This window comes from Leifsonia sp. Soil_N53 (genome assembly GCF_057655165.1).
Map to the genome: position 1 here is coordinate 61,042 of NZ_JBDGMM010000060.1, position 18,936 is coordinate 79,977.

At 70.7% G+C, this 18,936-nt stretch carries 16 protein-coding genes; 10 read left to right on the forward strand and 6 right to left on the reverse strand.

Translation table 11 applies throughout. The features are described 5' to 3' along the window. The first annotated feature begins 12 nt into the window (after window positions 1-12). Entirely contained in the window at window positions 13-1,389 is a 1,377-nt protein-coding gene (locus AC3A3H_RS10630; protein ID WP_487614529.1) for a glucose-6-phosphate dehydrogenase, read from the forward strand. A 69-nt stretch (window positions 1,390-1,458) separates the two neighbouring features. Here the strand turns inward: AC3A3H_RS10630 and AC3A3H_RS10635 are convergent, their stop codons facing one another. Continuing rightward, a complete protein-coding gene (locus AC3A3H_RS10635) occupies window positions 1,459-1,932 on the reverse strand; it encodes a hypothetical protein (protein WP_487614530.1) in 474 nt (157 codons plus the stop codon). Window positions 1,933-2,030: 98 nt separating this feature from the next. Further along, a complete protein-coding gene (locus AC3A3H_RS10640) occupies window positions 2,031-2,228 on the reverse strand; it encodes a hypothetical protein (RefSeq protein WP_487614531.1) in 198 nt (65 codons plus the stop codon). A gap of 74 nt (window positions 2,229-2,302) precedes the next feature. On the opposite strand from AC3A3H_RS10640, the gene AC3A3H_RS10645 reads away from it, so the two are divergent. Then, complete coding sequence (locus AC3A3H_RS10645; protein ID WP_487614532.1) at window positions 2,303-3,457, forward strand: SLC13 family permease; 1,155 nt, start codon at window positions 2,303-2,305, stop codon at window positions 3,455-3,457. A 12-nt stretch (window positions 3,458-3,469) separates the two neighbouring features. Here AC3A3H_RS10645 and AC3A3H_RS10650 read toward each other — a convergent pair whose 3' ends face one another. Beyond that, window positions 3,470-5,461, reverse strand: coding sequence for a YhgE/Pip family protein (locus AC3A3H_RS10650; protein WP_487614533.1), 1,992 nt, complete (start codon window positions 5,459-5,461; stop codon window positions 3,470-3,472). After that, window positions 5,458-8,367: an MMPL family transporter gene (locus AC3A3H_RS10655; protein WP_487614534.1), complete on the reverse strand. Its 2,910-nt coding sequence runs from the start codon at window positions 8,365-8,367 to the stop codon at window positions 5,458-5,460. Before AC3A3H_RS10655 ends, AC3A3H_RS10650 begins: the two co-directional genes overlap by 4 nt. A gap of 139 nt (window positions 8,368-8,506) precedes the next feature. On the opposite strand from AC3A3H_RS10655, the gene AC3A3H_RS10660 reads away from it, so the two are divergent. Together AC3A3H_RS10660 and AC3A3H_RS10665 are read left to right on the forward strand one after the other, a co-directional pair. Then, window positions 8,507-9,169: a TetR/AcrR family transcriptional regulator gene (locus AC3A3H_RS10660; RefSeq protein WP_487614535.1), complete on the forward strand. Its 663-nt coding sequence runs from the start codon at window positions 8,507-8,509 to the stop codon at window positions 9,167-9,169. Window positions 9,170-9,219: 50 nt separating this feature from the next. Beyond that, a complete protein-coding gene (locus tag AC3A3H_RS10665) occupies window positions 9,220-10,092 on the forward strand; it encodes an SGNH/GDSL hydrolase family protein (RefSeq protein WP_487614536.1) in 873 nt (290 codons plus the stop codon). Here the strand turns inward: AC3A3H_RS10665 and AC3A3H_RS10670 are convergent. Continuing rightward, a complete protein-coding gene (locus AC3A3H_RS10670; RefSeq protein WP_487614612.1) occupies window positions 10,004-10,933 on the reverse strand; it encodes a sugar phosphate isomerase/epimerase family protein in 930 nt (309 codons plus the stop codon). The two genes, AC3A3H_RS10665 and AC3A3H_RS10670, sit on opposite strands and share 89 nt — an antisense overlap. 165 nt (window positions 10,934-11,098) lie before the next feature. On the opposite strand from AC3A3H_RS10670, the gene otsA reads away from it, so the two are divergent. The 6 genes from otsA (at window position 11,099) to ilvC (ending at window position 18,654) form a co-directional block, all read left to right on the forward strand. Continuing rightward, a complete protein-coding gene (gene otsA / locus AC3A3H_RS10675) occupies window positions 11,099-12,589 on the forward strand; it encodes an alpha,alpha-trehalose-phosphate synthase (UDP-forming) (protein ID WP_487614537.1) in 1,491 nt (496 codons plus the stop codon). Between the two features lie 26 nt (window positions 12,590-12,615). Then, window positions 12,616-13,449 (forward strand): trehalose-phosphatase, encoded by an 834-nt coding sequence (otsB, locus tag AC3A3H_RS10680; RefSeq protein ID WP_487614538.1) that lies wholly within the window; start codon window positions 12,616-12,618, stop codon window positions 13,447-13,449. Window positions 13,450-13,521: 72 nt separating this feature from the next. Beyond that, the gene (gene ilvD, locus AC3A3H_RS10685; RefSeq protein ID WP_487614539.1) at window positions 13,522-15,216 is read left to right on the forward strand and encodes a dihydroxy-acid dehydratase; all 1,695 of its coding nucleotides are present in this window, start codon (window positions 13,522-13,524) and stop codon (window positions 15,214-15,216) included. Window positions 15,217-15,272: 56 nt separating this feature from the next. Further along, window positions 15,273-17,078, forward strand: a complete 1,806-nt coding sequence (locus tag AC3A3H_RS10690) for an acetolactate synthase large subunit (protein ID WP_487614540.1) — start codon at window positions 15,273-15,275, stop codon at window positions 17,076-17,078. A gap of 5 nt (window positions 17,079-17,083) precedes the next feature. Then, the gene (gene ilvN, locus AC3A3H_RS10695) at window positions 17,084-17,593 is read left to right on the forward strand and encodes an acetolactate synthase small subunit (RefSeq protein ID WP_185277752.1); all 510 of its coding nucleotides are present in this window, start codon (window positions 17,084-17,086) and stop codon (window positions 17,591-17,593) included. Next, entirely contained in the window at window positions 17,593-18,654 is a 1,062-nt protein-coding gene (ilvC, locus tag AC3A3H_RS10700) for a ketol-acid reductoisomerase (protein ID WP_487614613.1), read from the forward strand. Before ilvN ends, ilvC begins: the two co-directional genes overlap by 1 nt. A gap of 92 nt (window positions 18,655-18,746) precedes the next feature. Here ilvC and AC3A3H_RS10705 read toward each other — a convergent pair whose 3' ends face one another. Further along, on the reverse strand, window positions 18,747-18,935 hold the full coding sequence (locus AC3A3H_RS10705) for a DUF1918 domain-containing protein (protein WP_487614541.1): 189 nt from the start codon (window positions 18,933-18,935) through the stop codon (window positions 18,747-18,749). Window position 18,936: the final 1 nt, after the last annotated feature.

Consider the following 18,936-nt stretch of genomic DNA (forward strand, 5'->3'; position numbering starts at 1 on the left):
ACTGTGAAGCGCATGACGCAGTCCGTGGGCACTCTGGTGATTCTCGGAGCGAGTGGCGATCTGTCGTCCAGACTCCTCCTCCCTGCCATCGGTCAGTTGCTCACGCATCACCCGGAACGGCGCTTCCACCTGGTCGGATCTGGGGCGGAGGACTGGTCGGACGCGCACTGGCGGTCGGTCGTGAGGGCGTCGTTCAAGACGGTGAAGGCCAGCGGCCCAGCGGTCGACGACCTCCTGAAGCGCACGGTGTACCTCCCGGCCGACGTGACGAAGCCCGACGACCTGCGGACGATCTTCGACGCGTGCGAGGGCGCGCCTGCGCTGTACTTCGCGCTGCCGCCCGCGGTCACGGCGAAGGCGTGCGAGGCGCTCGGCAAGCTGACCCTGCCGGCCGGGCTGACGCTGGCGCTGGAGAAGCCGTTCGGCACCGACAAGCGCACCGCGATCACGCTCAACAAGCGGCTGGCGGGCCTCGTGCCGGAGGACCGGATCCACCGCGTCGACCACTTCCTCGGCAACTCGACCGTGCTCAATCTCATCGGCCTGCGCTTCGCCAACAGCATCATGGAGCCGGTCTGGAACGGCGACCACATCCAGAGCGTCGACATCGTGTACGACGAGACGCTCGGCCTGGAGGACCGCGCCCGCTACTACGACCACGCCGGCGCGCTGATGGACATGATCCAGAGCCACCTGCTCCAGGTGATGGCGGTGTTCGCGATGGAGCCGCCGAGCGCGCTGGACGCCACCGACCTGCGGGACGCGAAGGCGACCGTGCTGCGGGCCACGCGGGTGTGGGACGACGACCCGGTCGGATCGAGCCGACGGGCCAGGTACACCGCGGGCAGCATCGACGGGCGGAAGCTGCCGGCGTACACGAGCGAGCCGGGGGTGGACCCGGCGAACGACACCGAGACCCTCACCGAGGTCAGGCTGCAGGTCGACAGCTGGCGCTGGGCCGGCGTCCCGTTCACGCTGCGCTCGGGGAAGGCACTCGGCACCCGCCGCCGCGAGATCCTCGTCACGTTCAAGCCGGCGAGGCACATCCCGCGCGGCCTGCGCGGGCACCGCGAGCCCACGATGCTGCGCATCATGCTGGGGCCGGACGCGATGTCGCTGGAGCTCAACATCAACGGTCCGGACGACCCGCACGAGATCGAGCGGGTGGCGCTCACCGCCGACTTCGGTCCCGGGCTGCTGCTGGCCTACGGGGAAGTGCTGGAGGGCATCCTCGACGGCGACCCGTCGCTGTCGGTGCGCGGCGACACCGCCGTGGAGATGTGGCGGATCGTGGCCCCCGTCCTGGCCGCCTGGAAGAAGGACGAAGTCCCCCTCCAAACGTACCGAGCGGGCTCCGACGGCCCCGCCTCCTGGAAGCACATCGGCTGACCGCCGACACGGCCGATTCTCCGCCGTCTCGCGCGATCGAGGGCGACTGTGCGCCGCCTCGCGGGCGAGTTAGGCCGCGGAGCGTTCGGGGATCGCGGGTAGTTCGCCGGTGACGGGCTTGCGGAGGTCGGTCCAGACGGTGATCGGCGCGGGCTCCCAGCCGAATGCGGCGGGCTCCTCGTGCTCCTGCTCCACGTGCTCCTGCGCCTCGGCGACCGGGGCGGCCGCCTCGATGGCGACCGGCTCGGCGGGAGCGCGGTGCTGCGGCTCGGCCGCGACCTCGACGGCGGTCTCGCCGGCCTCGAGACGGCGACGCGCCTCCACGAGGGCGGCCGTGATCCCGACGGAGACGGACTGGGCGAGGATGGAGTGGAAGATGGCGTCGGTGTCGTCGCGCGAGCGGCGCGAGACGGTCCACTCTCCGCGTTCGCCGATCAGCTCGGCGATCTTGGTGTGCACCACCTCGAGGATCTGAGCGTCCGTGAGCTGGGGGATCGGAGCCGCCTGTACTTCGGCGGCGGCATGCCGCCTACGACCAAACATCGCCCAACCCCTTCCAGGTTCTCCGTCGAGTACCAGTCTCGGGGCGTATGCACCGCAAGACGCGCGGACACGCCGTGCGAGAGGCGGAAATCATCCGGTCAGCGGCCGGATTCGCGCTCCTCGGCCTCCTTGGACTCCTCCAGGACCGTGCCGACGGCGATGACGATGCTCAGCGCTGCGCTGATCCACATCAGCGGCACCCGCCAGTCCCGCGGGCCCTGCCTGGTCGACTGGATGGTCGTCCAGAGTCCGATGACCGCGCTGATGATCGCTCCGTTGAAGATGAACTTGCGCATCCGCGTCCTTTCGCTCGTTCGGTAGCGTACGCTTCCTTGGGCCCTGGATCGTAGGTGCCACGGAGAGGAGCGGGATGCGGACGGCGATCGTCGGCGCGGTGCTCCTCGCACTCGGGGCCGTGGCCGTGCTCACCGGCCTGCTCCCCCCGGCGGAGACGCTGGCCCTCTGGGACCGCGTCTGGCCGATCCTGCTCTTCGTCGTCGCCGTGACCGTGGTGACGGAGCTGGCCGCGGAGGCGGGTGTGTTCACCGTGGTCGCCCAGCAGACGGCGCGCTGGGGGCGCGGCCGGGCCTGGCTGCTCTGGCTGCTCGTGGCTGCCGTCGCGGTGCTGAGCACGATCTTCCTGTCGCTGGACACGACCGCCGTGCTGCTCACGCCGGTGGTGATCGTGCTGGCCCGGCACGCGGGGCTCGATCCGCTGCCGTTCGCGCTGACCACCGTCTGGATCGCCAACACGGGCTCGCTGCTGCTCCCCGTCTCCAACCTCACCAACCTGCTGGCCCAGCACGCGATGGGGGAGCCGACTCCGTTCGCGTTCGCCGCGCTGATGTGGGCTCCGGCGCTCGTGGCGATCGTCGTCCCGCTCATCGTCGTCTTCGTCATCTCCCGGAAGCGCCTGCTGGTCCGCTACGTGACCGGCGAGGAGGACGGGATCGAGGACCCCGTCCTGTTCTGGATCGCCGCTGCCGTGGTGGTCGCGCTGATGCCGCTGCTGGTGTCGGGCATCCCCGTCTGGATGCCGGCCTCCGCTGCGGCGGTCGTGCTGCTGGCGGTCTTCGCGGTACGGCGGCGCTCCGTGCTGCGGTTCGGGCTGCTGCCCTGGCAGCTCGTGCTGCTGGCCTCCGGGCTGTTCCTGTTCATCGAGGCTCTGCACGCGAACGGGCTCGGGACGCTGCTGGCGCGCGTGTCGGGCTCGGGGGAGTCGCCGCTGGCGCTCCTCCGGCTCTCGGTGACCGGGATGGTCGGCGCCAACGCCATCGACAACCTCCCGGCCTACCTGGCGCTCGAGCCGGCCGCGGGCAGCCCGGTGCGGCTGGCTGCCTTGCTGATCGGTGTCAACGCCGGGCCGCTGATCACCCCGTGGGCGTCGCTGGCGACGCTGCTCTGGCATCAGCGGCTGTCGTCGTTCGACGTCCGGATCCGCTGGGGCCGCTACATGCTGCTCGGGCTGCTCGTGGCGCCCGTCACCGTCGTCCTCGCGACGCTCGCTCTCGCCGCGACCGCCTGAGGCGGCCGCGGGTCATTCCGCGGGCAGGAGCTGCGCGGCCGTGACGATCCGGCGGCGCGCGACCGCGCCGAGCGCGAGCGCGAAGCCGACGCCGGTCCAGATCAGGAGGCCGCCGAGGCCGCGCCAGACGCCGGTCGAGCCGTCCACGACGCCGTCCAGCGCCGTGATGGCGGGCGCCGTCGGCAGCCAGGCCGTCACGCCGTCGAAGAAGCCGGGCGCCGTCGAGACGATCCCGGAGGCGAGCGTCACCACGACGACGAGCATGGCGAGGAAGCGTCCGAGACCGCCGAGCAGCGCGACGAGCCCGTGGTTGACGGCGGCGAAGCAGATCGCCGCTGCCGCCGCGACGGCGGCGAAGCCGAACCAGGCCCCGACGCCGAGCTGCATGGCCGGCTGCATGATCGCCGCCACGAGCACGCCCTGCACGGTGCCGATGACGGCGGCGGGCAGGAGGCCGTCTGCCGCGATCCGTCCGGCCGCGCGCGAGGTCAGCAGCGCGCGCCGCGAGATCGCCTGCAGCACCAGGAACGACGCGAACGCGCCGAGCCACAGCGCGACCGCGGCGAACAGCGGCACGCTGGAGGCTCCGAACTCCGTGGCGCCGGACTGCTTCTGACCCACAGGCTGCGACGCGACCGACGCCAGGTTGGTCCGCTGGCCCGCGTCGTAGCTCGGCAGCTGCGCCACCGCCTGGTCCAGCCCCGAGGCGAGGGAGGCCGCGCCTGCGGCGGACTGGTCGGCGCCGGCCGCAAGTGCGGGCACACCCGCCGCGAACTGCCCGACACCGGCGGCGTACTGCGCGGAGCCGTCCGCCGACTGCTGCACGCCGGAGGCGAGCTGCTGCGCACCGGAGGCCGACTGCGCCGTCCCGGCGGCGAGCTGCTGCGCGGCCGCCGCGGACTGGGCGAGCTGGCCGGGCAACGGCGCCACGCTGGTCGAGAACTTCTGCGCACCGGCGGCGACCTGGGTCGCGGCGGCCTGCAGGCCCTTCGTCGGATCCGGGTTCGTCATCCCGTCGAGGGTCGCCTGGATGCCGGCGCAGATCGGATCGTTCGCTCCGTGCGCCGTCACGCACGCCTTCTGGAGAGCGGTCAGGCCGGTCACCGTGACGCCGACGGCGTCCCGCACGCCCGCCGTCCCTGTCGCGAGCTGAGCGGCGCCGGCCGGGAGCTGCTGCGCTGCCGCCGCTCCCTGCGAGACGCCGTTGGCGTAGTCCGACATGTGCCCGGACAGCGTCCCGAGCCCGCCCGCCAGACCCGAGGCGCCGCCGGAGAGCTGCCCGAGCCCGCTCGCCAGCGAGTCGGCGCCGGTCGCGAGCCGGTTCGCCCCGTCCGCGAGCTGGTGGGTGCCGCCGGCGAGCTGGGTCAGCCCCGTCGAGAGCGATCCCGCGCCGGACGCCGCCTTCGCGAGCTGGTCGTGCAGGGTGTTGAAGCCGACGTAGACGTTCTCCAGGTACGTCGTCGTGAGCTGCTTGTTGAGCACGCCGGTGGCGGTCGTGGTCACGGCCTGGCTGATCGCCGGGTCGACCAGCTTGGACTTCTGGCTGGTGCGCACGTCGATGGTCGCCTGCGTGGCGGCGCCCGACGTCCCCGCGGTGGAGGTCGCCGCCTTCGAGAAGTTCTTCGGGATGGTCACCACGGCCACGTAGCTGCCGTCCGCGATCCCCGCGTCCGCATCCTTCCGATCGGTCAGCACCCAGGTGAAGTTGTCGTTCTTCGTGCCGAGCAATCCCGCCGCCATCTGCCGCCCCAGCGGGACGACCTGACCGCTGACGGTGACCGGCTGGTCGAGGTTGACCACCGCGGCCTTCACCTCGCCGAGCCGGTCGGTCGGGTTCCAGAGCGCCCAGACCAGCAGGCCGCCGATGACCAGCGGCACGAGGACGATGCCCACGATGGTGAGCCAGGTCACGCGCTTGTCGGAGCGCATCCGCTCCAGCGAGAACAGCGAGCGGGGGCGGCGCAGCGCCTGCTTCGACACAGGGGAGGACGTGGGGGCGGTCATCGGGCGTTCGCCTTCTCGAGGTGTGCGGCAGGGTGGTCGTCGGCGGGCTCGGCGGCAGGCGGAGAGGAGTCCGTGCCGCGCGCCGCGCCGTCGGGGTCGACGGCGAGCCGGACGGCTGTGGGCTCCGCGACGTCGGGGAGGAGGTCGTCGAGCCCGGACGGGTCGACGCAGCTCACTACCAGCGCGAACGGCCGGCCCGCCGCGGCGGCGCCGGCGAAGGCGCGGCCGAGCTCGACCCGCACCCGCCTCCGCTCGACCGGGTCGGTCAGGCTGTCGGCGGCGTCGAGGGCGAGGATGACCGGCGAGCCGGCAAGCGCGCGGCGCACGTCCGCCACCGGGGTCTCGCTGTGGTCGAACCGGACCACGGACGTGCGCGACCGCACGGCGGAGCCACGGGTCGGGAGGACGAACCCGGCGACCTTCACCGTGCCGCCGTCGACGCGCGTGCGGCCGGTGACGGCCATCAGCAGCGCGAGAGCCGCTGTGCGGTCCGGGCCGTGCACGACGAGCGCCTCCCCGTCGCGGAGCCGGAACGACACGTCACGGAGGAGGGGAATCCGCCGGGCGCTGACCGACAGGCCGTCCGCGGCCGCCAGGTAGCGGGAGCCCGGCTCCGGCCAGTCGGCCAGCTCCAGCTCCTTCTGCAGGCCGTCGCCCTCCACGTCGAACGACGGGAGGATGCGGTCGAGCCAGCGCGGCATCCACCAGGCCTTGTCGCCGAGGAGCTGCAGGACGGCGGGCACGAGCGTCATCCGGACGATGAACGCGTCCACGAACACGCCGACCGCGAGGCCGAGCGCGATCGGCTTGATGGACGCGTCGCCCTCCGGGACGAACGCCGCGAACACCGAGATCATGATGATCGCGGCGGCCGTGACGACCTTGGCGGAGCCGACGAAGCCGCTCTGCACGGCACGACGGGCGTCGCCGCCGTGCACGTAGTCCTCGCGGATACGGCTGACCAGGAAGACCTCGTAGTCCATCGCGAGCCCGAACAGCACGCCCATCAGGATGATCGGCATGAAGCTGATCACCGGCCCGGTCTTGTCCAGGTGCACCGCGTCCGCGAACCAGCCCCACTCGAACACCGCCGTCACCGCCCCGAAGGCGACGCCGACCGACAGGAGGTAGCCGAGCGCGGCCTTGATCGGTACCGCGATCGAGCGGAACACCATGGTCAGCAGCACCAGGGAGAGCCCGACCACCAGGATGCCGAACGGCAGCAGCGCCCCGCCGAGCCGGGTCGAGACGTCGATCTGGGCCGCCGTAGTACCGGTCACCTTGAGGTCGACGCCGTACTCGTCGAGGAAGTGCTGGTGCTTGGAGCGCAGCTCGGCGACGAGCTGGGCGGTCCGCGGGTCGTCTGGCGCCGTGGTCGGGATGACCTGGACGATGCCGGTGTCGGCGTTCTGGTTCGGCGTGGAGAGCGGCACGGCGGCGACGCCTGGGAGGTCGGCGATCTCCGCGCCGAGCTTCTTCATCAGCCCCAGCGGATCGTGGCTGGAGATGATCGATCCGGTGACGATCAGCGGTCCGTTGTAGCCGGGGCCGAAGTGCTCGGACACCAGGTCGTAGGCGATGCGCGCCGGGTCGTTCTTGGGGTGCGAGCCGGCGTCGGGGAGGGCGAGGCGGAGCTGGAGGGCGGGCAGCGCTGCGATGCCGAGGGCGACCACCACGGCGACGACGGTCACGATCGGGAACCGCGTGACGGCGCGCACCCAGCTGCGGAACGGGCCCTTCGGGATGTCGGCCTTCGCCGCGTGGGCGAGGGAGGGGTTGGCGCGCGTGACCGGCTCGGGGACGGGCGCGGCGGCCTCCGCGTCGCCCGGCTCGGCCGCCGTCGCACGCTTCGCCGCGCGATCGGCCCGTTTGGCCGCCCGGCGTCCCGGCGTGATGCGCGCCCCGGCGAAGCCGAGGAACGCGGGCGTGAGGCTGAGCGCCACGAGCACGGCGATGCCGACCGCCACCGACGCGGCCAGTCCCATCGTCGTCAGGAACGGGATCCCCGCGACGGCCAGCCCGGCCAGCGCGATGATCACCGTGATCCCAGCGAACAGCACGGCCGAGCCCGCCGTCGCGACCGCGCGGGCGGCGGACTCCTCCGGATCGACCCCCGCCTTCAACTGGCTCTGATGCCTCGAGATGATGAACAGCGAGTAGTCGATGCCGACCGCGAGCCCGAGCATCAGGGCGAGCAGGGGAGTGGTGGAGGAGATCGGCCCGAACAGCGTCGCGATGAAGATCAGCGCCATCGACAGGCCGACGCCCAGGAGCGCGGTGGCGAGCGGCATCCCGGCCGCGAGGATCGACCCGAACGTGACGATCAGGACCACGATCGCGATCAGCAGGCCCACGCCCTCCGTGAGCGAGATGGTGGGCAGGTTCTGCGAGAACAGCTGGCCGCCGACCGCGGTCTGCGAGCCGGACGGCAGCTCGTTCTGGAGCGCGGCGCCCGCGTCCTTGATCGCGGTCTTGGTCTCGGCCGGGACGGTCGTCTGCTGGCCGTGCAGTTGCACGGTGATGATCGCGGCGGTGCGGTCGTCTGAGATCAGGTTCTTGACCGTCGTGCTGTACGGGGAGGTCGTGCCCGCCACGCCGTCGGTCTTGGCGAGGTCGGCGACCGTGCTCTCCACCGGGTCCTGGATGGCCGCCTGGTCGACGGTCTCGCCCTTCGGCGCGACGACGACGATCTGCGCGCTGGTGCCGCTGACCTGCGGGAAGGTCCGGCTCAGCGTGTCGAGCGCCTCCTGGGACTCGGTGCCCGGGATGCTGAACGTGTTGTCCGTGCCCTGATTGAAGGCGACAGCGCCGCCGGCCAGGAGGACGAGCAGCAGCAGCCACAGCGAAAGGACCAGCTTGCGGGCTCGGAAGGCCCAACGGCCGATCGAATACAGGAGCGAGGACACGCGTTCTCCAGCAGTGAAAGGGGACCGACGACGCCGGTGCAACGGCGCCGTCGAATGATTTCGATACACCGTCGTATCCGATGCTCGACTGTATCGGATACACTCATGTATCGGGAACTCGGCACAGGAAGGTTTCAGGTTGAACAGCACGGCTCTCAGAGACGACGCGCCTGTCGAGTCGGCGCGGCGGCAGCGCACCCGCACTCGACTCCTCGACGCCGCGTTCGACGTCTTCGCGGAGCAGGGCGTCAAGGCCGCGAGCGTGGAGACGATCGCCGAGGCGGCGGGCTTCACCCGGGGCGCGTTCTACTCCAACTTCTCCAGCAAGGAGGAGCTCTTCTTCGCCCTGATGGAGCGCGAGAAGAGCATGCGCATCCAGCAGCTCGACGCCGGCGTGGAGCAGTTCCTGCGACCGCTGGTCGGCGACGGCGAGGCGGAACTCGACGACGAGGACGTCATCCGCACGATCACCCGGATCCTGGAACTGCAGTCCGACGACCGCCGCTGGTGGCTGGTGCAGTCCGAGTTCCTGCTGCTCGCGCTGCGCGACCCGGCCATCTCCGCCGACTTCCTGCGCTACCAGGACGGCTTCTTCCAGGAGCTCACCGAGAGCGTCGTCGCCGCGCTCGCCAGCGCGCGCCGGCGCTTCACCATCGCGCCGGAGGAGGCGGTGCGCGTCATCGCCGAGCTGTGCGCGAACGGGGAGGCCAGGGCACTGCTCTCCGGCGACGAGCGCAAGTTCTCCGAGCGCCTCTCGGAGTCGGTCCCTGCCATCCTGCTCGCCCTCACCGAGCGGTTCTGAGCCGCCGGGTTCTGATCGGACGCCGAGCCGCAGCGGGTAACGTGTGCTCGATGCGACGTCGAGTGCTCCGTCCGGCCTTCACGACCGCGCTGTGCGCGGCCGTGCTGCTGGTGGTGTCCGCATGCTCTGCGCCCGCGGATCCCCAGGCGACGCCGGGCCCGGCGGCGAGCGCCACGCCGTCCCCGACGTCGACGCCGGACCCGTTCCCGAAGGAGCCGCTCACCGCGGCGACCCGCTACGTGGCGCTCGGCGACTCGTTCGGCGCCGGGATGGGCGGGGGAGACGAGACCGGCAAGTGCCGCTCCAGCCCGTACAGCTACCCGAACGTGTTCACCCGCTCCTCGGGGGTGGACCTCGTGGTGAACGCGGCGTGCGCCGGCGCCACGACCTCAGACCTCCTCAAGCACCAGCTCATCGCGCTGGACGACCGCACCGACCTGGTGACCATCAGCATCGGCGGCAACGACCTGGGCGTCGCCGCGATCGCCACGGAGTGCTCGGCAGGCAAAGCCGTCGCCTGCCGTAACGGGGTCTCCTCGGCGCTGTCGCTGCTCAACGTGCTCCCGGAGCGGCTGGCCGCGGTGTACGCAGCCGTCCACACGGCGGCGCCGAACGCCCGCATCGTCGTCACCGGCTATGCCGTCACGTTCGACAACTACGACCCGAAGTCGCCCAGCTTCGGCACCGACACCGCGATCAACGCGGCCACTCTGGGCCTCAACCAGACCATCTCGGACGTTGTCGCCAGCCAGCGGGCGAAGGGCGTGCCGATGACCTACGTGGGCGTGGACTTCGCCGGGCACGGCATCGGCTCGAAGAAGCCGTGGCTGAACGTCAGCGGGACCGACGCCTTCCACCCGACCGCAACGGGCTACGCGCAGTACGCGAACGCTCTGGTGCGGCTGCTGGGCCGGGCGAAGTAGCGGGATCGTCCTCCGCAGCCTCAGGCGCGACGTGGGCGCCCCGGTCGATGTCGCTGCCGTCGATGCTGGCGCGCGCGAACTCCAGCGTTTCGCGGAGCATCGCCGCACGCTCTGCGGCGTCGCGGGCCTTGCGCGTGTTCACCTCGGCGACGATGGAGCCGTCCCAGCCCGTGGCCGCGAGCGAGCGCAGCACCTCGGCGACCGGCTGGCTGCCCCGTCCCGGGATGAGGTGCTCGTCGAAGACGCGCGAATCGTCCAGTGGACCGGAGCCGTCGCACAGGTGGATGTGCCGCAGCCTCCCGCCCAGCTGGTTCGCGAACTCCAGCCCGTCCACCCCGCTCAGCGCTGCGTGCGAGAAGTCGAGGGTGACCGCGTCGCAATCCATCCCGAGCGGGTTCCAGTGCGGGACATAGCCGGCCATCGACCGGCCGGCGACCTTCCACGGGAACATGTTCTCGACGGCGACGGTCACGCCCGTGCGCTCGGTGGTCGAGCGCACGAGGCCGAGGAAGTCCTCCGCATAGCCGGACTGCCAGCGGAACGGCGGGTGCACGACGACCGTATCGGCGCCGAGCTCCGCGGCGAGCTCGGCCGACCGCTCCAGCTTCACCCCGGGATCGCGCCCCCAGACGAAGTGGGTCAGCAGCAGGACGGGGGCGTGGATGCTCAGGACGCGCGTGCCGTAGCGCTCGGCGAGTCTGCGCAGAGCGGTGGCCGACTGAGTGGCCTCCTCGCGGGCGACCATGATCTCCACGCCGTCGTAGCCCAGTTCGACGGCCGTGCGGAAGGCTCCCTCCACCCCGAGCGGGTAGACGCTGGTCGTGCCCAGGCCGATGCGCATCACGACCGCCACTCTAACCGCGCCTCCTGAACGAGCAGTGTCCTGGCGGGGAACGCGCGACCGTTCCGGCCGAGACGGGCGCTGGTACTGTGGCAGGAGACCTGCCGTATCAACTGGGGGAGTTGACCAACCATCAGCCAGACGTCCGAAGCCGCAGCAACCGAGATGTACGACCTGGTGATCGTCTCCAACCGACTGCCCGTCGACCGCGTGGTCGACGAGACCGGGCAGTCGACCTGGCGGCCGTCTCCCGGCGGGCTGGTCACGGCCCTGCAGCCGGTCATGCGTGCGGAGGACGGGGTCTGGGTCGGCTGGGCCGGCGTCGCGGGCGAGGAGATGGAGCCGTTCGAGGCGGACGGCATCAGCATCCTCCCGGTCGCCCTGAGCGAGCAGGAGCTGCAGGAGTACTACGAGGGCTTCTCCAACGACACGCTCTGGCCGCTCTATCACGACGTCATCGCGCAGCCGAGCTACCACCGCGAGTGGTGGGACAGCTATGTGCGGGTGAACCGCCGGTTCGCCGACGCGGCCGCCGCCGTCGCCGCTCGGGGCGCGGTCGTCTGGGTGCACGACTACCAGCTCCAGCTCGTGCCCGCGATGCTGCGGGAGGTGCGGCCCGACCTGGTCATCGGGTTCTTCAACCACATCCCGTTCCCGCCCTACGGCATCTACTCCCAGCTGCCGTGGCGCCGCCAGATCATCGACGGCCTGCTCGGAGCCGACGTCATCGGCTTCCAGCGGGTGGCCGACGCCGGCAACTTCTCGCGCGCGGTGCGCCGGCTGAAGGGCTACGAGTCGCGCGGCCCGATCATCGAGGTCCCGATCGACAGCGACGACCCCGAGTCCGGATCGCACCGTCACGTCACGACCAACCGGCACGGCGGGCTGGTGCGCACCGTGCTGGCGCGGGCCTTCCCGATCTCCATCGACGCCCAGGCGTACCAGGACCTCGCGCGGCGCCCGTCGATCCAGGAGCGCGCCAGGGAGATCCGCGACGAGCTCGGCAACCCCGAGACGATCATGCTCGGCGTGGACCGGCTCGACTACACCAAGGGCATCGGCCACCGGCTCAAGGCCTTCGGCGAGCTGCTGGGCGAAGGCCGGATCGACGTCGAGAAGGTCACGCTGGTGCAGGTGGCGAGCCCCAGCCGCGAGCGTGTCGAGACCTACCGCCAGCTGCGCGACGAGATCGAGCTCACGGTCGGCCGGATCAACGGCGACTACGCGACGCTCGGCCACACGGCCGTCGCCTACTTCCACCACGGCTACCCCAAGGAGGAGATGGTCGCCCTGTACCTGGCGGCCGACGTGATGCTCGTGACGGCGCTGCGCGACGGCATGAACCTGGTGGCCAAGGAGTACGTGGCCACCCGCGTGGACGAGGACGGCGTGCTGGTGCTGAGCGAGTTCGCCGGCGCCTCCGACGAGCTGCGCCAGGCCCTCCTGATCAACCCGCACGACATCGAGGGCCTGAAGGACTCCATCGTCCAGGCGGTCGCGATGCCCAAGCGCGACCGCGTGCGCCGGATGCGCGTGCTCCGCAAGAAGGTGCTCACCAACGACGTCGCCCGCTGGTCGGCGAGCTTCCTGGAGGCGCTCACCCGCAGCGCCCACGGCGACCATCCCCTGCAGAACCCGCCGGTCAACCGGCGCTGACCCCCGCCGTCACGACAGAGAGCCGCATGCCAGACACTCCCGCCCCCGCCCCCACCTCCGCCCAGCCCGCCGCCATCGCCCTCGCGACCGCTGTCGCGCGCCTGGCCGGCGCCGAGCGCCTGCTCCTCGCACTGGACTTCGACGGCACGCTCGCCCCCTTCGTCGACAAGCCCAAGGCCGCCCGCGCCCTCCCGGAGGCCAAGGCCGCCCTCGACCGCTTGGAGGCCCTCCCGGACACCTGGGTCGCCTACGTCTCCGGCCGTCCGCTCGCCAGCCTGGAGATCGTCACCGAGGCGGACGAGGACGCGCTGCTCATCGGCTCGCACGGGGTGGAGATCCGGTTCGGCCGCGACGGCGTCTCGCTCGACCTGACCTCCGACGAGCGCGCTGCGCTGGAGAAGCTGGGCGAGGTGCTCGGCGCCCTGGTCGACAGCGTCCCCGGGACCCGCCTGGAGGTGAAGCCGGTCGGCTTCGGTGTGCACTACCGCCTGCTGGGGGGTGGCGAGGGCGTGGCCGTCGTCGCCCGGGCCAGGGAGGCCGCCGCCTCGGTCAGCGACGCACTGACCATCCGCGACGGCAAGGACATCATCGAGTTCTCGGTCCGCGGGGCGGACAAGGGCGACGGCATCGAGCGGCTGCGCGAGTACACGCACGCGACAGCGGTGCTCTTCGCCGGCGACGACGTCACGGACGAGGACGGCTTCGCCGGGCTGCGCCCGGAGGCCGGCGACCTCGGCATCAAGGTCGGGACCGGCGAGACCGCGGCGCAGTTCCGCGTCGCGGACGAGCGGGCGGTGGCGACGCTGCTCACACTGCTGGCGGATGCGCGCGCCCGCGCGGGATCGTCCTCCACAGCCTGAGCAGTTCCGGCTCTTCTCCACGGCTTCCGACGCATGGCCGAGCGGGTATCCAAACGGTTCTAGAGTTGTCACATGCCTGAGATCGATTGGAAGCCGCGTTCGCGCGTCGTCACTGACGGAATCGAAGCCACGACCAGCCGCGGCATGCTGCGCGCGGTCGGCATGGGCGACGCGGACTGGGAGAAGCCGCAGATCGGCATCGCCAGCTCGTGGAACGAGATCACGCCGTGCAACCTCTCGCTCGACCGCCTCGCGCAGGGCGCGAAGGAGGGCGTGCACTCCGGTGGCGGGTACCCGCTCCAGTTCGGCACCATCTCGGTCTCCGACGGCATCTCGATGGGCCACGAGGGCATGCACTTCTCGCTGGTCTCGCGCGAGGTCATCGCCGACTCGGTCGAGACCGTCATGATGGCCGAGCGCCTCGACGGCACCGTGCTGCTGGCCGGCTGCGACAAGTCGCTTCCCGGCATGCTCATGGCGGCCGCGCGGCTCGACCTCTCCGCGGTCTTCCTCTACGCCGGCTCGATCGCCCCCGGCTGGGTCAAGCTCAGCGACGGCACCGAGAAGGACGTGACGATCATCGACTCGTTCGAGGCGGTCGGCGCGTGCAAGGCCGGCAAGATGAGCGAGGAGGACCTCAAGCGCATCGAGTGCGCCATCGCACCGGGCGAGGGCGCCTGCGGCGGCATGTACACCGCGAACACGATGGCCAGCGTCGCCGAAGCGCTCGGGATGAGCCTCCCCGGCTCGGCCGCGCCGCCCTCGGCCGACCGCCGTCGCGACTACTTCGCGCACCGCTCGGGCGAGGCCGTGGTCAACCTGCTCAAGCTGGGCATCACCGCGCGCGACATCCTCACCAAGAAGGCGTTCGAGAACGCGATCGCCGTCGCGATGGCCTTCGGCGGCTCGACCAACGTCGTGCTCCACCTGCTGGCGATCGCGAACGAGGCCGAGGTCGAGCTCACGATCGACGACTTCAACCGGATCGGCGACAAGGTGCCGCACATCGGCGACCTCAAGCCGTTCGGCAAGTACGTGATGAACGACGTCGACCGGCACGGCGGCGTCCCCGTCGTCATGAAGGCGCTCCTCGACGCGGGCCTGCTGCACGGCGACTGCCTCACCGTGACGGGCAAGACGGTCGCCGAGAACCTGGCGGAGATCAACCCGCCCGCGCCCGACGGCAACGTCATGCGCTCGCTCGACAACCCCATCCACCCGACCGGCGGCCTCACCATCCTCAAGGGCACGCTCGCCCCGGAGGGCGCCGTCGTCAAGACGGCCGGCTTCGACGCCGACGTGTTCGAGGGCCCCGCGCGGGTGTTCGAGCGCGAGCGCGCGGCGATGGACGCGCTGACCGAGGGTCGGATCAACGCGGGCGACGTCGTGATCATCCGGTACGAGGGCCCGAAGGGCGGCCCCGGCATGCGCGAGATGCTGGCGATCACCGCCGCCATCAAGGGCGCAGGCCTCGGCAAGGATGTACTACTATTGACGGACGGACGATTCTCAGGCGGCACAACCGGCCTGTGCATCGGCCACATAGCACCCGAAGCGGTGGACGCAGGTCCCATCGCCTTCGTGCGCGATGGTGATCTGATACGGGTCGATATCGCGGCTCGCTCCCTCGACCTACTTGTCGACGAGTCAGAGCTGACCGCCCGCCGTGAAGGCTGGGCGCCTCTTCCTCCGCGCTATACCCGTGGCGTTCTCGCGAAATACTCCAAGCTCGTGCACTCCGCTGCGGAGGGCGCGGTCACGGGGTAGCCTCTCGCCTCGACACAGACACATCAACCGCTTCGCACGTAAGGGATCGATAAGGCATGACGCCGGATGCAACCCCCAGTTCAGTGTTGCCCTCCGCGGCGCCCGGAAAGGCGTCGCCCGAAAACCTGACCGGCTCCCAGTCGGTCGTCCGCACCCTCGAGCTCCTCGGCGTCACCGACGTCTTCGGGCTTCCGGGCGGTGCGATCCTCCCCATCTACGACGCGATCATGGACTCGTCCGTGATCCGCCACATCCTGGTCCGCCACGAGCAGGGCGGCGGCCACGCGGCCGAAGGCTACGCCGTGGCCGCCAACAAGGTCGGCGTCGCCATGGCGACCTCCGGCCCCGGCGCGACCAACCTCGTCACCGCGATCATGGACGCGCACATGGACAGCGTGCCCGTCGTGTTCATCACCGGCCAGGTGTTCTCCACGCTGATGGGCACGGACGCGTTCCAGGAGGCCGACATCGTCGGCATCACGATGCCGATCACCAAGCACTCGTTCCTGGTGAAGAAGGCCGAGGACATCCCGGCCACCATCGCCGCGGCGTACCACATCGCCGGCACGGGACGACCGGGCCCGGTGCTCGTCGACATCACCAAGGACGCCCAGCAGAACACCGTGCCGTTCATCTGGCCGCCCAAGATCGACCTGCCCGGCTACCGCCCGATCACCAAGGCGCACGGCAAGCAGATCCTCGCGGCGGCGCAGCTGCTCGTCGAGGCGAAGAAGCCGGTGCTGTACGTCGGCGGCGGCGTCATCCGCTCGCGCGCCTCCCAGGAACTCCTGGAGCTCGCCGAGGCGACCGGCATCCCCGTGGTGACCACGCTGATGGCGCGCGGGGCGTTCCCCGACACGCACAAGCAGCACCTCGGCATGCCCGGCATGCACGGGACGGTGCCGGCGGTCCTCGCCCTGCAGGAGGCCGACCTGCTCGTGTCGCTCGGAGCGCGCTTCGACGACCGGGTGACCGGCAACACCTCCCTGTTCGCGCCCGACGCGAAGATCGTGCACGTCGACGTCGACCCGGCCGAGATCTCCAAGATCCGGGTCGCCGACGTCCCCATCGTCGGCGATGCCAAGGATGTCATCGTCGATCTGACCGCGGCCTACCAGGACGCCGCCCGAGCGGGCGCGCCCGACCTGGTCGAGTGGTGGACCTACCTGAACGGCCTCCGCGAGGAGTTCCCGCTCGGCTACACGCCCACCAGCGACGGCCTGCTCGCGCCCCAGTACGTCATCCAGCGGATCGGCGAACTGACCGGACCGGAGGGCGTCTACACCGCCGGCGTCGGCCAGCACCAGATGTGGGCGGCCCAGTTCATCAAGTACGAGCGCCCCAACTCCTGGCTCAACTCCGGTGGAGCCGGCACGATGGGCTACTCGGTGCCGGCCGCGATGGGCGCCAAGGTCGCCCAGCCCGACCGCGTCGTGTGGGCGATCGACGGCGACGGCTGCTTCCAGATGACCAACCAGGAGCTGGCCACCTGCACGATCAACGACATCCCGATCAAGGTGGCGATCATCAACAACTCGTCGCTCGGGATGGTGCGGCAGTGGCAGACGCTGTTCTACGACGGCCGCTACTCGAACACCGACCTCAACACGGGCCACGACACCGTGCGCGTGCCCGACTTCGTGAAGCTGGCCGAGGCGTACGGCGCCCTCGGCATCCGCGTCACGAAGGAGGAGGAGGTGGACGCCGCCATCAAGCTGGCGCTGGAGACGAACGACCGCCCGGTCGTCATCGACTTCGTCGTCAGCGCCGACGCCATGGTGTGGCCGATGGTCCCGCAGGGTGTCAGCAACAGCTACGTGCAGTACGCCCGCGACCACAGCCCCGCCTTCGGAGAGGAGTGACCCCCATGAGCACACACGTTCTGAGCCTCCTCGTCGAGGACAAGCCCGGTCTGCTGACCCGGGTCGCCGGCCTGTTCGCGCGGCGCGGCTTCAACATCCACTCGCTGGCGGTGGGCACGAGCGAGGTCGACGGCCTCTCGCGCATCACGGTCGTGGTGGACGTGGAGGAGCTGCCGCTCGAGCAGGTGACCAAGCAGCTCAACAAGCTGATCAACGTCATCAAGATCGTCGAGCTGGACCCGGCGCAGTCGGTGCAGCGCGAGCACCTGCTCATCAAGGTCCGGGTCGACAACTCGACCCGCTCCCAGGTGCTGGAGGCGGTCAACCTCTTCCGCGCCCGCGTCGTCGACGTGGCCACCGACGCCCTCGTGATCGAGGTCACCGGCGACAGCGGCAAGACCCAGGCGCTGCTCAAGGTGCTGGAGCCGTACGGGATCAAGGAGATGGCCCAGTCGGGCCTCCTCGCGATCGGCCGCGGCGGCAAGTCCATCACCGAACGCGTTTTCAAAAACTAATTCGAACCACATCACGAAGGAGAACCCACACAGTGGCTGAGATCTACTACGACAACGACGCGGACCTCTCGATCATCCAGGGCAAGAAGGTCGCGGTCATCGGCTACGGCTCGCAGGGCCACGCGCACGCGCAGAACCTCCGCGACTCGGGCGTCGAGGTCGTCATCGGCCTCAAGGACGGCTCGAAGTCCAAGCCGAAGGCCGAGGAGGCGGGCTTCCGCGTCCTCTCCGCCGCCGACGCCGCCAAGTGGGCCGACGTCGTCGTCATCCTCGCGCCCGACCAGGTGCAGCGGAACCTCTACAAGGACGACATCCAGGCCAACCTGGAGGAGGGCAACGCCCTCGTCTTCGGGCACGGCTTCAACATCCGCTTCGGCTACATCGAGGCCCCCGAGGGCGTCGACGTGATCATGGTCGCCCCCAAGGGCCCCGGCCACACGGTCCGCCGCGAGTACGAGGCCGGCCGCGGCGTCCCCGTCATCGTGGCCGTCGAGAAGGACGCCACCGGCAACGCGTGGCCGCTCGTCCTCTCCTACGCGAAGGGCATCGGCGGCCTCCGTGCCGGCGGCATCAAGACCACCTTCACCGAGGAGACCGAGACCGACCTGTTCGGCGAGCAGGCCGTGCTCTGCGGCGGCGTCTCGCAGCTCGTCCAGTACGGCTTCGAGACCCTGACCGAGGCCGGCTACCAGCCGCAGGTCGCCTACTTCGAGGTCCTGCACGAGCTCAAGCTCATCGTCGACCTGATGTGGGAGGGCGGCATCGCCAAGCAGCGCTGGAGCGTCTCCGACACGGCCGAGTACGGCGACTACGTCTCCGGCCCGCGCGTGATCGACCCGCACGTGAAGGAGAACATGAAGGCCGTGCTCTCCGACATCCAGGACGGCACCTTCGCCAAGCGCTTCATCGCCGACCAGGACGCGGGCGCGCCCGAGTTCCTCGAGCTCCGCAAGAAGGGCGAGCAGCACCCCATCGAGGCCACCGGCCGCGAGCTGCGCAAGCTCTTCGCGTGGAACGCGTCGAACGACGACGACTACGTGGACGGCGAGGTCGCGCGCTGATCCAGCCGCGCTGAACCAAGGCATCCCGAACGGGGCCGTACCGGACGACCGGTGCGGCCCCGTTCGCCGTTCGTCCGCGCGTCCGGCGCCGCTCAGGCCGCGCTGTGCTCGATGACCGCGTCGGTGCCGGGATAGACGAGCGTCTCGTGCCCGTCGTCGAACCGGACCAGATACGGCGGCGCGCCGTCCGTGCCGCGCACCTCCAGCACCTCCCCGTGGCGGTCGGCGGACTCGACGTGAATGCCCCGGATGCAGATCCGGTCCCCGATCGTCGCCTGCATG